The sequence below is a fragment of the Okeania sp. KiyG1 genome, from assembly GCF_014132355.1.
Taxonomy (GTDB): domain Bacteria; phylum Cyanobacteriota; class Cyanobacteriia; order Cyanobacteriales; family Microcoleaceae; genus Okeania.
The window spans coordinates 56,514-73,025 of the sequence record NZ_BLZO01000058.1 but is presented as its reverse complement, the minus strand read 5'-3'; the positions used below and the strand labels follow the sequence as shown (position 1 = coordinate 73,025).

The 16,512-nt window shown below is 33.2% G+C and carries 10 protein-coding genes; 2 read left to right on the top strand and 8 right to left on the bottom strand.

The window, feature by feature from the left end; genetic code table 11:
* Window positions 1-108: 108 nt before the first annotated feature.
* The 3 genes from SAGCYANO_RS11125 to SAGCYANO_RS11115 form a co-directional block, all read right to left on the bottom strand.
* Window positions 109-1,953, bottom strand: coding sequence for a hypothetical protein (locus SAGCYANO_RS11125; RefSeq protein ID WP_202220134.1), 1,845 nt, complete (start codon window positions 1,951-1,953; stop codon window positions 109-111).
* Window positions 1,954-3,956: 2,003 nt separating this feature from the next.
* Entirely contained in the window at window positions 3,957-5,042 is a 1,086-nt protein-coding gene (locus SAGCYANO_RS11120; RefSeq protein ID WP_202220133.1) for a restriction endonuclease, read from the bottom strand.
* A gap of 1,213 nt (window positions 5,043-6,255) precedes the next feature.
* The gene (locus SAGCYANO_RS11115) at window positions 6,256-6,522 is read right to left on the bottom strand and encodes a hypothetical protein (protein ID WP_202220132.1); all 267 of its coding nucleotides are present in this window, start codon (window positions 6,520-6,522) and stop codon (window positions 6,256-6,258) included.
* Between the two features lie 637 nt (window positions 6,523-7,159).
* On the opposite strand from SAGCYANO_RS11115, the gene SAGCYANO_RS11110 reads away from it, so the two are divergent.
* On the top strand, window positions 7,160-8,815 hold the full coding sequence (locus SAGCYANO_RS11110; RefSeq protein ID WP_237396056.1) for an AarF/ABC1/UbiB kinase family protein: 1,656 nt from the start codon (window positions 7,160-7,162) through the stop codon (window positions 8,813-8,815).
* Between the two features lie 240 nt (window positions 8,816-9,055).
* On the opposite strand, the gene SAGCYANO_RS11105 is transcribed toward SAGCYANO_RS11110, so the two are convergent.
* Together SAGCYANO_RS11105 and SAGCYANO_RS11100 are read right to left on the bottom strand one after the other, a co-directional pair.
* Window positions 9,056-9,736, bottom strand: a complete 681-nt coding sequence (locus tag SAGCYANO_RS11105) for an MAE_28990/MAE_18760 family HEPN-like nuclease (RefSeq protein ID WP_202220131.1) — start codon at window positions 9,734-9,736, stop codon at window positions 9,056-9,058.
* On the bottom strand, window positions 9,736-10,854 hold the full coding sequence (locus tag SAGCYANO_RS11100; RefSeq protein WP_202220130.1) for a DUF262 domain-containing protein: 1,119 nt from the start codon (window positions 10,852-10,854) through the stop codon (window positions 9,736-9,738). Before SAGCYANO_RS11100 ends, SAGCYANO_RS11105 begins: the two co-directional genes overlap by 1 nt.
* Before the next feature lie 507 nt (window positions 10,855-11,361).
* Here SAGCYANO_RS11100 and SAGCYANO_RS11095 point away from each other — a divergent pair.
* Entirely contained in the window at window positions 11,362-11,859 is a 498-nt protein-coding gene (locus SAGCYANO_RS11095; protein WP_202220129.1) for a 2TM domain-containing protein, read from the top strand.
* 813 nt (window positions 11,860-12,672) lie between these two features.
* Here the strand turns inward: SAGCYANO_RS11095 and SAGCYANO_RS11090 are convergent.
* The 3 genes from SAGCYANO_RS11090 to mraY all read right to left on the bottom strand — a co-directional run bounded on the left by SAGCYANO_RS11090 (window position 12,673) and on the right by mraY (window position 16,490).
* Window positions 12,673-13,044, bottom strand: a complete 372-nt coding sequence (locus SAGCYANO_RS11090) for a hypothetical protein (RefSeq protein ID WP_202220128.1) — start codon at window positions 13,042-13,044, stop codon at window positions 12,673-12,675.
* Window positions 13,045-13,599: 555 nt separating this feature from the next.
* Entirely contained in the window at window positions 13,600-14,526 is a 927-nt protein-coding gene (locus SAGCYANO_RS11085) for a glycosyltransferase family 2 protein (RefSeq protein ID WP_202220244.1), read from the bottom strand.
* 878 nt (window positions 14,527-15,404) lie between these two features.
* On the bottom strand, window positions 15,405-16,490 hold the full coding sequence (mraY, locus tag SAGCYANO_RS11080) for a phospho-N-acetylmuramoyl-pentapeptide-transferase (protein ID WP_202220127.1): 1,086 nt from the start codon (window positions 16,488-16,490) through the stop codon (window positions 15,405-15,407).
* Between the last annotated feature and the right edge of the window lie 22 nt (window positions 16,491-16,512).

Sequence of the window (16,512 nt, the reverse complement as noted above, 5' to 3'; positions counted from 1 at the left end):
TTAACCTGCCTTAACACTTTTCCCTCTTTGATGCAAATATCCGGAATTTTTTTGACTATTGTAGAGTTTTCATAATACAAATTAAGGAGCAGAATGTCAGTTTAATTATTACTCAATATAACTATCAATAACTTTCATAATATTAACCCCCGTTAATTTCACATAATTATCCATATATTTAGTACCAGGAGTAAGGACTGGTAAATTTTTCCTGTAAGTAGGCAGCCAAAATTCACTGTTAATACTCCAATTTTTAACAGTATTTTGATAATTTTCCAGATAATTTTGAATCAAATACTCATAGACAAATTGTTTTCTAATACTTCTACTTTTAATTTCTTCTCGGTTTCCTGGATTCAGATAATAATCAAAGTTGGCATATTTAATATCAATCACCTGAATAGAGATTTTATTGATAATTTTATTCAGGAAATTACTAAAGCTTTGATTGATTTCTTTGAGAGAGCGGAGTCTATCTTTATCCCGAAGGAGAGATAGATAGAATATGTTGTCTTTAAGGAGATATTCAGACCCCAAAACATAATCAATAAACCGTTGAAAAAATCTATCGGGAGATAATATGCCAAATTTAAGAGCTAGATAGAATATGTGATTCAAATTTTCCATCATTTGTAGTTGTTCGAGACTAAAGTCATCCAAAATTTCCCAATAAGAATAAAACTGATTTGGCAAGGAGTTAACTATCAGTGTATCTCCCTCAAGTTTGCAGAATTTAGCTAACTCGTTAAAAGTATGGTTTTCTAGTTCTGGATTTTGATTAAGAAGGGCAATTTTTAATTGATATTTATTACATTTAAAGGTGGTGTAGTACTGTAAGTCATTCCAATTTTTGACTTTTTCAATTTTATATGAAGTTGTAGGTGGGATTAAATCTGGGAGTGTGGAGTTTGAGCGATTATTTTTAGTATTAAATGAAATAATTACAGCATCGGGAAAAATATCTTTGCTGTTGACATGAAAAATCTTGCTCAAATCAATAATTCTATTTTTGTAATTCAAATGAGCAATTATTTCATAAGCAATATATCGGCTATTCAGATAACAGACAAAACATGGATTTGTGTATCTGAGCAGATAAGTTAAACACATTCCCTCCCAAACACTATGAAAATTATTAAATCCCCATATTTTGCCATCTTCTACATCATCCAATTCCCCATATAAAAATTTCTCAACTGCATCATAAAAATCCCAATAATCTATATCTTTTAACGCTGTATAGTTATCAATTGTTTCTAAAGCATCCCTCAAAGTATTGATGATTAAGGAAAAATGGTCTTCGCTAAACAGACTATATTCATACCCAATATACTTTTGCCGAAACCTAGCAGATAGAGCAGCAATTTCTGGATTAAAATTTTCCCCTAATTTTTGTTTAATCTCAGTAAATATATAACAATACATAGCCACAATATCAGAAGCTTCATAAGATATTTGTTGGCGAGGTATATCAATAGAATCAATAAAAATAGCACCATTATTCAGGAAAGTAGATTTGTGAAGATAACGATGAATTTTACTATAGTCTATAGTTTCAGATTTACTAAGACGAGAGACAAGTGCTAATATTTTCAACTCATCGTAGACATCTAAAATATTATCTAAGGCATCAAGTTTGCTATAAAAAATGCTTTCTTGATTATCGTTGACGATCGTTTCTTTTCCTGCTTCCTGTTTTAATACACCGTCACGGTCATTAATTTTAATATTTTTCTGCAAATATCCTTTTTCTTGATAAATATTTTGCACAATTTTCAGAACTTTATAGAGCTTGAAAAATAATTCACATTTAAAGTCAAATTTATTAATATTCGGGTCATCCTGAGTAAATCCTTTAGGTAAATGAAAAATTAACTTACCTCCTTTTTTTTCAATGCCGACAAAAGAATATTTAGTGTTAACTCTAGGCTTTAATTCGGCAAAATTTATCATTTTTATGAGGAAGGAAGAAAGTGTTTAGTTATCTAGGAGAGAGGGAAGCAAGGAAGAATTCATTAATTGATAATTGATAATTGATAATTGATAATTACCTCTGGTTAAAACCGCTACGGAATTGAATATAAGGAAATATTATTTCTTCTCTTGGTAGATTGGATATAGCGAGGGGACCTCGCCATCCCTCGACCGCTTTTTTCCCCTTAAAAGGGGAGGCTTCAAGGCGCGAATTATTTAATTATTAATTATTAATTATTCGGTAAAGCAGATAAATAAATTTAGGGACTAATATTAAACTCAGATAATTAGGGTTTGCTGAAAAAGTCTTATGGGTGAGGGTAGGAGTCAGGAGTCAGGAGTCAGGATAAATGGGAATTACAGAGGATTTAGTAGAAAGAATTGTCCCTTAATTTTTCTGCCCAACTCTTGCCCAAAATGCTAGTTTTTTGAGCTTTCTTGAGCGAAAAGCTGGCACTTTTTTTCAACCTAATAAGGCTGAAACCTTGATATTTCAATACTTTTAGGATTAATCAGCAAGCCCTAATTAGTGATTATAAAACCAAAACATTAATTTCTTCTTCGCTTCTTATCCGCAACAACTCTATTAACTGTCACAAAAATATCAGACTAAGCAAAAACTCCTATTGCGACATACGCAACAAAACCACCGACTGCCAAAAAAAATATCAGACTAAGCAAAAACTCCTATTGCGACATACGCAACAAAACCACCGACTGCCAAAAAAAATATCAGACTGAGTAAAAACTCCTATTGCGACATACGCAACAAAACCACCGACTGCCAAAAAAAATATCAGACTGAGTAAAAACTCCTATTGCGACATACGCAACAAAACCACCGACTGCCAAAAAATATCAGACTGAGTAAAAACTCCTATTGCGACATACGCAACAAAACCACCGACTGCCAAAAAAAATATCAGACTGAGTAAAAACTCCTATTGCGACATACGCAACAAAACCACCGACTGCCAAAAAATATCAGACTGAGTAAAAACTCCTATTGCGACATACGCAACAAAACCACCGACTGCCAAAAAAAATATCAGACTGAGTAAAAACTCCTATTGCGACATACGCAACAAAACCACTAGATGTCTCCTAAAAATAAATCGCGGTCTAATAATCAACAATCTTATTTTGCTCTAGAAATTATCAGCAGTATATTAGAACATATCTACAGTCATCCTCAATTCGATCGCAACGTTTACTGAGAATTAAGTATGAATAAAGAGAAAAATTATTAGATACAAGCAATAAAATTACACGAACAACGGCAAGAGTTAGTATCAACAAAAAATACAATAATTATTGCACCTGGCAGTAGTCATTTCAGTTATCAGTTATCAGTTATCAGTTATCAGTACCTCTACAATAAGGAGGCTTTAGATCACGAATATTCTCTTTTTTTATCCTCTTAAAAGGGGGAGGCTTTATACCAATTTTAAAAAAGAATGTTACGAATAGTAAGAGCAATAAAAATACTTTACAGGAAATGTCATTTAAAAAAAAAGATGATTTACGCCATAAAAAATGGTATTAAAGCTATTCCCATACGACTCATGACTCCTGATTCCTAATAAATATCCTAGCTATTTGTAGCAAATATTTATCAATTTGGTATTAGACCATAGTTTTTCGGTAAAAAAACTCAAGCGTTCGAGAAATTGTTAAAGAAATTACGAGCAAATTAAGTAACAATTTTTATAATACTAAATCTGGTTGAAAATCTTACCGAAAAATTAAAGTATAAAGCCTCTGTTAGTGGAGCTTCCCGAAGGGTGGGATGGCTAGGTCTCCTCAGCATATCCAATCGACCAAGAGAAGAAAAAAATTCCTTTTAACCCAATCCTCTTCTTTTCAAGGAGAAGTAATTCTAAATTCTAAATTCTAAATTCTAAATTCTTGAACTCTTTCCTTCTACCCTCTGCCTTTTCCTGTATTAAATATCCTCTATAAACAGCAAAAAATAAAATCACTTAAAAAGTCAACCATTCACAAGAAATAATCCCATCAATAAAATCATCAGATAAAGCAATAAAATCAGAATATGTAATTAATTTAATACTTTGTTTATCCCCTTTTGATAATAAATCTTCCAAAGGTCTTCTATCTCTAGGAAATACACTATCCCACAGATAAAACATTAACTTATTCTCTATAGATTCTTTAGTAACTTGATTATCTTCAGACTTCAAAAACCAAACCCCAATTTGTTTATCTTCAATGCGGCGAATTAGATGATGGTTGACCTTAATAAAATCATTCAACTTATTCACAAAAGAAACCCATTTCTCATCCCTACCCTCAATCGCTATATCTTTAATTTTTTCTATTCCATAACCAGGCACATCCACATATTCCCAATCCCATCTCCGTTTGAATGCACTATCCAGATAATAAATAGACTCATCCGAAGTATTAATCGTCGCAATAATCGATAAATTTCTAGGAATAGAAATTCTCTGACTTGTCAAATTTTCTAATACTCTTAAACCATCCTGATTATTACTCATTTCTAAATTCATCTTTGTCATCTTACAAAAAACATCAAAATTACTTCCATCCACTTGTATATTTTTATCAGTTGTTTGAGCATCATACCCCATCGACCCTAACAAAGCCACTATTTCTAACTCTGATAAATTAACATCATAAGTTGACCAATTATCTGTTTCTCTATCTAACAATTGAAAAATCGGACCGAATATAGCAGCAGCATTACCTCGGTTTAATTCGTCAATTACTAACAGCACATTCTCATTATTATTATTAATTAAATTTTTGTAAGCTAATCCTAATGCTCGTAAAAAATGACCTTGATAAAATTTATATATAACCGAACTGCCGATAGTCTGTGGCAATAATTTTCCGACAAAATCAGCATAAGTATATTCAGGATGAAATACTGTTTTAATTGTGTTTTCTAATGATTTTGTTTGTTCATGCCATTTAATTCCCAAGGAATTAGTTGCTATCTCTCGCACTTTATAACTTTTGCCTGTACCTGGACTGCCAAATAGAATTTTCTGAATAGGTTTAGTTGTTTGAGAAATATCTAACATCAGTTCATTTTCAATATTGACTGAAAATATATAGTAGTTATATTTTTGTTGTGTATAAAATTTATTTAAATTAGGAAAAAGGGGTAATAATTTCAGATTTTTTATACCAATTTCATAAAATATTGCTACAGTGGTTTTCTCTGCAGGTCGGAATTTAGAGATTAATACTGTAACGACCTTTTTTGAATTTGGTATTATTTATTGCGTGAATTTTTTACAAATCATTTAGCACTGCTATCTTCTTGATTATTTATTATATATAGGACTTACACAGTACAACGTATTTTTGTCCGAAACGACCCACAGGAGCAACCATAAATAAATAAACAAACGTCAGTCTGATCAAGTAGATATAAAACTTAATTCGTTCAACTTTCCTTTATATACTTTTACTAATACCAAATTAATAGAAGTTGCATAGAATAAAATTTTAATCAGAATTGATAGTAGATAAAGACAGGGAAATTAATGAATTCATAATTCTGCACAGCTTCACATAAAAATGGTATTAGTAGTCAAGCAAAATTAATTTTATATTTGGTGGTCAGCTTAAATAGGTAGGAAAAATTATTTTTAGATTGGCATCTCTAGCACAAAAATATATATATTTTATTCTCTATTCCCTATTCCCTATTCCCTATTCCCTATTCCCTATTCCCTATTCCCTATTCCCTGTTACCTACTAAAAATGTTAAATTAATTTTGCATAGGTACTTATTTTTAATGTCTATAGTAGTTTTTAACGTGGTTGTATAGAAAATATTAAGACAACAGACAATAGCAGTAATAGAAATCTCCATAAAAGAGGAATTAGTGGGAAATAATTAATGATTTATGTACGAGAATTAATTTGATTTTTATTATTGGAGATGTCTAATTTTTAACAAAATTATTTCTATAGCAGTCGAACGAAAGGTGTTTGATAGTTCAAAAGTTTAAAACTCAGACAACGTAATACTTTTCCTTTTTCCTTCTTTCTTCTTTCTTCTGCTATAACTAAAATTGACAAAAAATATTAACGGTGCGCCATTGCACACCGCTAGCTGTAATCTATATATTATATAGCGCCCTACTGCAACTCGAACAAGTCTTAGTAGAAGGGTAGAATCTATTAAGAATATTAATTCATAGCTATACCATTCACACTTGTATTCAAGTTCTATATCTCACCAGTATGAAAATTGCTATATGTATAATTTAACTCAAAAAATAATCAGGCTAAAGATTGACGCATTGGAGTACGACCGTAAGGATGTCCCTTATAACTAATTACGATTTGATGAGCTAACCATAAATCTAAACACCGACGCATTAATAGGTAGCGATCGCGCCAAAGCTGATGGCACTTTTCCGTAGATGGGCAGTCAATCACCATTACTACCCTAGACCCAACTAACTCGCGGTTTAACTGACAACTGTCTAAATCTATAGGACTCTGAGTCTGAAACCGTTCAATTGCGATAGATTCTATATTATTCATCTAAAATACTTTGGTAATTTGGAAACCCTTAGCCTTAGCTAGGGGATAAATAAAGATCGGCAGCCAAAATGACAATGCTATAGGTCGGTACTATGTCAAAGGTACTGGCTTAACCAACTATGCCTGTTTAACCATTGAGTTCTAGAGCATGGGACTGGCAGAGCATCTCAAGATAGGAACTTTAACACTGACCTGTAACTTAAACTGCAAAGGTATAAGGCTAGTCAGGTGTTGGCTGGCAAAGACTTCGAGCAGTCTGTCCAGGCCCTTGAACTTTAGTCCTGGGATTCCTGACTACATATCTTTATTGATTATAAAATAAATATAAAGAACTTTGGGAATAATGTAAAGCAGAAATTTGTATAATTTATAGTTTTCTTGCTGTCAAAATAGATACCATTGATTTAAACAAAAGTCAAAAATAAAAAGTCAAAAGTTTTTGTTTTACTGATAACTGATACATTTTATTTCGGATAAAATTCTTAAAAGTCAGTATAAATAAGGGAAAAAAAGTCTATAGCTGAAATTAAAGTTACTCACAATGCATCAGCTTCTGATCGACGTTATCCTAATATTTAGATACATTAAATTGTCCCTATAGGTAAAATAAACATCAATCCAATCATTGGGAGGCCCCGTGTTATCTAGCCTGACAGCAACTAATTCTCGCCGAGCTGAAATAGTCGAAATTGTGTTCCGTAATGGTTGGGGCTATATGAAAACCCTTCTCACAGGGGGCAAAGCTGGGGAACCAGACATACCAACACCAGAAGTTCTACGCAATATTCTGGTAGATTTAGGCCCAGTATATGTAAAGCTCGGCCAGCTACTCAGTACCCGTCCAGACCTATTACCAGCAGACTATATAAATACTTTGTCAAGTTTGCAGGCCAATGTACCAGCAGTACCTTGGTCAGAAGTAGAAGTCTTAATTCGTCAACAATTATCTCAACCTTTAGAAGAGGTATTTAGCTACGTTAACCCTGAATGTGTAGCAGCGGGTTCCATCGCTCAAACTTATAAAGCGACTTTAAAAGATGGTACGGAAGTAGCTCTAAAAGTTCAACGTCCAGGTATTGACAGAATAATTGACAAAGATACATCCCTGCTAAAAAGTTTAGCTGAATTAGTCTCATTCACAGATTTTGGCAATGACTACGATATAGTTTCTGTTGCGGAAGAATTTAGTGTTGCTCTGAAAGCTGAACTTGACTTCACCAAGGAAGCTGGTTATACCGATGAACTACGTCGAGACTTATCTACCAGTAAGTGGTTTGACCCCAAGCAAATAATGCTTCCGAAAGTATATTGGGAACTAACAACTCCGAAAATATTAGTTCTTGAATGGCTAAATGGTAAACCTATCTTATCAGCGAAGGTCAAAGGTATTAACAATAATGGGGATGTAGATGCAGAAAAGCAAGCACTCTCCACTTTATTATGTCGTGCTTTCTTTCAACAGTTTTATATCAATGGTTTTTTTCACGCCGATCCTCATCCTGGTAACATATTTTATCTGGAAGATGGGCGCATTGCTTTGTTAGATTGTGGAATGGTTGGTCGTCTCGATCCTCGCAGTCAGGAGAATTTAACGGAATTATTATTAGCGATCGTCGATCTAGATGCTAAAAGATGTACTCAGTTAACTCTACAAATGGCAGAAGTCGCTCAACAACCAAACTTAGTTAAGGTGGAAAATGAGTATAGCAAAATGCTGCGGAAATATTATAATCTGAGCTTGGCTGAAATCAATTTTTCTGAAGTTTTTTATGACATATTACAATTGTGTCGTAATAACAAAATTAAATTGCCTAGTAATTTGGGTTTGTATTCCAAAACTTTAGCAAATTTGGAAGGTGTCGCTCGTAGTTTCTACCCTCAACTTAATCTTTTGGATGAGATTAGACCATTAATGACGGATCTATTTCGGCGACAGTTATTAGGGGAAGATCCAGTTCAGACATTATTAAGAACAGCTATTGATGTGAAGAATTTGTCTTTAGAGTCGCCTCGTCAATTAGACTTACTTTTAGATAGAGTTACTTCTGAAACATTGAAGTGGAATTTGACTTTAAAAGATATTGAACCTTTGGCTATTAGTGTAGATAAGTCGGCTAATAGACTATCTTTTAGTGTGGTGGTAGGTTCGTTAATTATTGGTGCTGCTATTGTAACTGCGGGTTCTCAAAGTAGTCAGTTATCTGTGTTAAGTGAAGCTTTATTTGCAGTAGCTAGTTTTCTTGGGTTGTGGTTAATTATTAGTATTCTTCGTTCTGGTCGTTGGAGAGAGTAAATACAGTTAGAAGAAGGAAGAAGGAAGAAGGAAGAAGGAAGGGTGCATCTAAATTTTGAATAAAGCCAAAAATTTATCGCTTTTAGGCAAGAGGCAACAGGGAATATATAGGAAAATAGTATTTCTGCAAATATTGAGATGTACTGAGAAGGAAAGTACATGAGTCTATAGATCGATACCTTATAAGTTTTGGTCTTATATGAATCGTATTGAATTATATTTCATAATCTGAACATAATATTAGGGAGTATTTGTAGATGAGTCTAAATATTCTTGATTGTCTAAATATGTTTCAATATTTTCCAGAATTTGTCTTAAATATTCTACTACTTTATTTTTAATTTCCATCAGTTCGTCAGCACTTATTTCCTTTCCTACTTCCGCAAAAGGTCTAATGCCATGTGCTAAATCATTTCTGTTATCCTTGACTGTCAATAAATCACTACTATCAATTTTTGTTTTTGCAGAAAATCCATATTCCTGAGCTGTTTCTTTAATTTTTTTAGCATCAATGTTTCCAGAAAATAGTTTTTCTTTATCAAATCCAACAGTAATAATATCTCTTGATATATCTCCAATTTTTTGAAGAACTTTGTCTGGATTTTTCTGCTTCAAATTACGAAGCACAATTTTCTGTAATTCAGGTCTAATATTATCAAAATAAACTCCTTGATTTTTTAGCTCATCAAATATTGCTTCAATAGCATCCTTCATTGTGGATTCTATTAAATTGTAAAGTAATAAATAAGCACTCGCTTTCAGAGTATTTTCTAATTCAGTGTCTATTTTTTTAGCTTTACTATTTCCTTGACTTTCTGTGATTAATTTTATTTTTCCTTGCTGTAAACTTTGGAGGAAAATAAAATATTTACTAACTTCTTCAGAGCGTTCATTAAAATATTGAAATAATATGCTTGTCATTATTTACCTAATAACTGATCCTTGACATATTCAATTCGCCGAACTACCTTCTTATTAGAACTGCTTGCATCACTTTTCGTGTAATTTTGAAAATTACTCTTAGGAGAATTCAGCAAATCATCTCCTTGATAATGAAGATTATTTTTTTCTCTCAAAGCAAGAGCAACACCTACAGAAAGAGATTCAAATTTAATCCTAGTAGTTGTTTGATTTAATTTTTTACCAGAACGAAAACCATCGCGAAAATGTTTTTCGACAAATTCTATCATTGTTTCAAATTCATGCTGCATTTTCTCTAAGTTTATATTTTCATCATCATTAGCATTTTTCAAATACTCATCAAGAAAATTAATTACTCCCAATTGACTATTAAAATTTTTATACTTATTCAAGAAAGCAAAAAAACGTAGTACAAACTCTTGAGGATCTCGTTGCTCAATAGCTGCTTGAGAAAAAGAACAAAGATTCCTAAATTTTGGTAATTTTGATAATTCTTCAATTAAATTAGTAACTCTTCCTGGGTATATACCTCTGCGTTTTTCCATTTCATTTAACTGAATACTACCTGTATTAATTCTTTCAAAAATATCTCGTCGTGTTTCCTCATCTGCTTTTTCTGTTAATTCAATTATCCGAACAGTAGCTCTGTTAAAGCGTCTCTGACGAGGAAGAGGTAAGTCTTCAAATTTAAAATCATTAAGCTGACTTAACTTTTTTAATTCACATAGTTTTAGCTCATTTTTAATAAATCTAGTTAAGGTACGAATACGTTGAGTTCCATCAATAATTTCTAAACGAGCTTCATCTTCTTCATTTTCTTGATCATTAATATCAGCAACAAATACTGGAGGTATTGGTAATCCTAAAAATACAGACTCAATAAATTTTGATTGCCTTTCTTCATCCCAAATCATCTCTCTTTGATAATCAGGTATAAATAACTCATTAGTATCGTCTTCTCTTCCTTTCATATACTTTTGAACCAGAACTTCTACTGGATATTCCGTTGTTCTATAATTAACAGCCTTTTGCTTTTCCCTAATCTCAGCTTCAGCAGCTTCTTTTTGTGCGTTAGTTATTTTGGGTTTACTGTTAGTAACTTTCGACTTTGATGGCATATTTTTGTTTTAAGTAGTTTGTTTAAACCTCAAAGTATATTATAACAGTCGAAGGAAAGGTTAGGACAGATAAAAAGCTTAAAACTCAGACAAAATCAGATTTTTCCTTCTCTCCTAGATAACTAAAACCTTCTTCCTTCTGCTATATAGCTTCAGAGACCATTCATCAAGTAAATATTTCAGATAATTACAAACAAAAAATACATCTATTCTGTATAAAATATTTTCTATAGCAATCCTAAATAATTCGCAATTATTGTGATTGATTCGGTTTTTCTCATTCCCTGTTCCCTATTCCCTATTCCCTAAAATCTACAATATCTCACAACTCAAATAAGATTGCTACATTTCGAGATAACTGTTATTTTCTCTAGTGCTAATGACAAATAATATCCAGTAGAAATTTCACCTATTGACAGGACAGGAATCTACTATTGTTATTCTTTGATATCTATAGCAAGCTAGAATATATGATAGAAATAATTCTAAAATTTAAACAATAAAGTTATGACAAACCAACAAAACCAAATTACCCAAACTTATGCTCAAGATGATGCCCAACAAATTCTGCAAATTGCCCTAGCACGTCGCTCTGAAGGAGGCGAATTAACAAGAGCACAAGTATTAGAAATTGCTCATGAAATGGGTATTTCTCCAGAAGACTTAGCAGCAGCAGAACAAGAATGGCTTTCTCACCGGAGTGAGTTTCAGGAAAAACAAGTTTTTAATCAACTTCGTCGAGACAAATTAAAGCAAAGTTTGATTAAATATGGCATTGTAAATTCATTTTTACTGTTGCTGAATTTAGTAACTGCTCATACTCTTTCCTGGTCTTTACCAATTTTATTATTGTGGGGATTATGGTTAGCTTTAGATGCCTGGAAAACTTTTCAAATTGAAGGAGAAGAATATGAACAAGCTTTTCAAAGATGGCGGTTGAAAAAACAATTAGGTCAATCTTTTGGCTCTTTAGCAAATAAAATATTAAAAAATTTACAGTCTTGAAAAGAAATGGATATACTGCCTAAATTATAGATAGGAAATATCAGGTTTGTTTGATTAATTAAAACCAGGGAAAATTACTTCTAATTCCTTACCTAACAAATAAGCGATCGCTCACTTAAATTAAAGTTTACAGTCTTGAAAAGAAATGGAGATACTGCCTAAATTATAGATAGGAAATATCAGGTTTGTTTAATTAGGGCGTGACCGATCTAATCAAAAGCATTGACATATAAAGACAAGTGTCTTTTTGGGGTCGAATTGCAGTGTAAATTTTTCAGCTCTTCATGCTCAAATTTGAGCGTATTTTAGGCCATAGTTGGGCAGAAAAATCATTCTTACAATTGTTACTCCTACCTCCTCGCTCATTCCCATTTCTCCCCTCCACGGTCGGGGTTAGGGGTGGGTTGTCTCCTGTCTCCTGTCTCCTGTCTCCTGCTCCTACTAAAAGACTTTTGAGCGCAAACCCTAATTAATTAAAACCAGGGAAAATTACTCTGAATTCCTTACCTAACAAATAAGCGATCGCTGACTTTAATTATTAAAAAAGTAACAGCAAATTATTAGTCTTAAAACATTTACTTTAAATAAGTAAAAAAACACCATGAGATTTATTAATCCTCATATCAAAAGCATAAAACTCAAACAACACAAGATTTTTCCTTCTTCCTTCTTCCTTCTTCCTTCTTCCTTCTTCCTTTTTCCTTCTTCCTTCAAAATAAACAGAAACGATCGCCCATCTCAGTAATTAAGAGAGCGATCGCACCAAATTTATTACTAATTTTTTGACAAAAAAGCCAATATTAAACTGATGATTTACGCATCCAAAATAGAAACAGTAACTTCACCAGAATTATCATCTTCATAAACATCAAGAAATAAAGCACTAACTATAATTGCTTCTTTAACTTCCAATGTAATCGTATCATCATATCCATTTAAAGAAGACCATGTAGCTGAAGTTTCAACATTTGTCTTCAAGTTAACAAATTTGCCACCATATATCCAGAGTAACACAAATGGTTCAGCACCCATACCACTACCATAGCTAAATGAGCCACTCTTAATCCGCAAAACATACATACCAGGATCTAAACTTGCAGATGCAGCCTCTTTCTGCAGGTTTTCCATCCATGCTTTGTCTACTAATAAACAGTTCTTCTGACTATCAACAGTCAAGTTTTTCATGTTACTATCTCCTCTTTGATTAGATTATGTATCAGTTTTTGGCCTGTTTTAAACAGATTTAATTGAGCTTACCTGCCAGTATTATTACTGGAGTATGTGTCAATAATAATATCACAATACAGCCTGTAGAAAAATAACAAATTTTATTACTTAGACATTTATCAACTAAACTATTTTAAAGATAGAATTTTGCCCAAAATTTAGTCCTTTATCTTTGACATCTTAACTCCCAATTAGTGAAATAAGCATTTATAATAGCTTATATAAAAATCAATAATTAAAGCATCCTATTGTAATGAAATTCCATATAAAAAAATTAGACTAAAATCATAAGCATTTCCTAGGTCATGCTGCGCAAACAGCTATTAGCTGTCAGTTATCAGCAACAAGATTCTCTCATATAGGACAGTGTTTGAATTAAAATAGACTTTAAGGGCAAGAGAAGCAACTTTTGTAGTAAGACAATTAAATATTGCTTTTATCCTAAACTAAAAGTAATAGCTAATAGCTGATGGCTGACTGCTGTTTGCGCAGCATTCCGAAGGAAATGCTTACCTAAAATCTTTCAATTTGTCGTGCTTCATCTGATAATTTTGCTTCTTTTTGACCGATAATTCTTGCCCTAACATTTAACAAACCAATCGGAGTATTAAACAACTCTACCAATTCTGCCTTACCTGATATTATTTTCATCGTTGTTAGAGGCAACTCTTTTAATAACCATCTACTCAAACGATACACATATTCCTTTGTTTTAAACTCTCCCATTAAATCGATACCGTAAAGTTCATGCAAATATTTATTTGACTTTCCATACCTGCGCCATTGACTTTGTAAATCTTTCCAAGTTGAACGATGACGATGTTTAACTACTGCATTTTCTACAAACTTAAACTGATAAGATGTTTCTCGTAAAATCCGCCAACAAATATCAGCATCTCCACCCGTTGTTAAGTAAGGACGAAATAATCCTACATCTACAAAAGCTTGCTTTCTAACAGCTAAATTAGCAGTTTGACCATAAGGACAAAATGAATTAGCTAAAGTATGTTTTTGAGAAAGAGTCTCTTGTTTATCAGCATATTTTTCTAATAAACTGTCCCCAGGTAAAGCAAGTATTTCTCCCACTACAATACCAATATTAGAGTCAGAAAATGGCTGAATTAAACTTTCTAACCATTGAGGTTGAGGACGACAGTCACCATCAGTAAAAGCAAATATCTCGCTACTCGCAGCACGAATACCAGCATTACGAGCAGCATAAGAACTTTGAATTTGATTTTCAGTGACTAGACAAATTGTAATTTGACTTGACCGTGCTGCTGCTTCAATTAGTGACTTACTGCGATCGCCACTATTATTATCCACAAGTAAATATTCTACTTGGTCAGCAGGATAGGTTTGCGACCGCAGACATTCTATCAAATCTGGCAAGTCTTTCTCACCATTATAAATTGGTACAATTACCGAAACTTTTGTCATCATCGGTTTTTCAATTAATAATTAGCAGGGAACAGGGAACAGGGAACAGGGAACAGGGAACAGGGAACAGGGAACAGGGAACAGTGGAAAAAGCTTTTATCTGTCTCAGGTTCATCATCAACATAAGTCCTAACCAACTCATTCCTTGCTATAGCTACATTAATCGACCTAAAAACAAGAATTTAGGAAAACAAAAAAGCTGATAGTTGATAACTGAATACTTATTTCTAAAATAAGCAAAAACTAGCCAAAATTGCACTTAATAATTAGCAGGGAACAGGGAACAGGGAACAGGGAACAGTGGAAAAAGCTTTTCTCTGTCTCAGGTTCATCATCAACATAATTCCTAACCAACTCATTCCTTGCTATAGCTACATTAATCGACCTAAAAACAAGAATTTAGGAAAACAAAAAAGCTGATAGTTGATAACTGAATACTTATTTCTAAAATAAGCAAAAACTAGCCAAAATTGCACTTAATAATTAGCAGGGAACAGGGAACAGGGAACAGGGAACAGTGGAAAAAGCTTTTATCTGTCTCAGGTTCATCATCAACATAAATCCTAACCAACTCATTCCTTGCTATAGCTACATTAATCGACCTAAAAACAAGAATTTAGGAAAACAAAAAAGCTGATAGTTGATAACTGAATACTTATTTCTAAAATAAGCACAAGCTAGCCAAAATTGCACTTAATAATTAGCAGGGAACAGGGAACAGGGAACAGGGAACAGTGGAAAAAGCTTTTCTCTGTCTCAGGTTCATCATCAACATAAATCCTAACCAACTCATTCCTTGCTATAGCTACATTAATCGACCTAAAAACAAGAATTTAGGAAAACAAAAAAGCTGATAGTTGATAACTGAATACTTATTTCTAAAATAAGCAAAAACTAGCCAAAATTGCACTAACTAAATAAAAACATCCAACCACTTGAGTTTCCGACCAACCAGATAATTCTAAATGATGATGAAAAGGAGCCATTTTAAATAAGCGCTTACCTACACCATCGGGTCCTTTTGTTGCCTTGTAATAACCCACTTGAGCAATAACCGAAAGAGTTTCTATTAAAAAAACCACACTAAGAATTAACAATATCCATAAAGTATTAGTTAGTAGAGCAACTGCAGCTAAACCTCCACCCAAAGCTAACGACCCTGTATCACCCATAAACACCTTAGCAGGATTGCGGTTATGAACAACAAAACCAAGACAACTACCACTCATACAAGCACAAAAAATCATTAACTCCGGAGCAGTAGGACCTAAATAAGCAGCTAACCCGAAAAATGCCACCGCTCCCAAACCTCCCATCAAACCATCAACACCATCCGTAAGATTTGTAGCATTACTTTCTGCAACTAAAACAAAACCTGCCAAAGGCCAAAATAGAAATCCTAAAGATAATTGTAAACCAAATGGTAAAGCAATATTAGTAACCGTGCTAGGTTGACTCCATGCTAGCCATCCACAAAATAGCATTGCAAAACCCACCTGCAAAGCCAATTTCATTTTCGGAGATATTCCCTTATTAGACTTACGTTGCAAAATTTTCCAATCATCCAGCCAACCAATAAAACCATAAGCTAGAGTCATTGCAGATACTGCCATGACATCTGGATGAAATTTCGAGAATAACAGAGCGATCGCTACTCCTACCGGTACAAAAAATATACCTCCCATAGTTGGAGTACCCGCTTTTTGTAGATGTGCTTGGGGGCCATCCTCCCGGATTATTTGTCCAGCTTTAAGTCTTCTAAGTATGGGTATAACCCAATACCCCAAACTTGCAGTTGCTAAACCACATAGAATTAGAGGTAAACTCAGAGATTCTATACCGATATTTCGATTAGCCATGCTATCTAAAATTAGGGCAAAAGAACTTAATCCTAAACCCAGACCCAAGAATAAGTTTTCTCCCGATAAAGTAATAGATTTGTTAACAATGAGCTTATTTTGCATAAAAAAAAATCTCCTCCACACA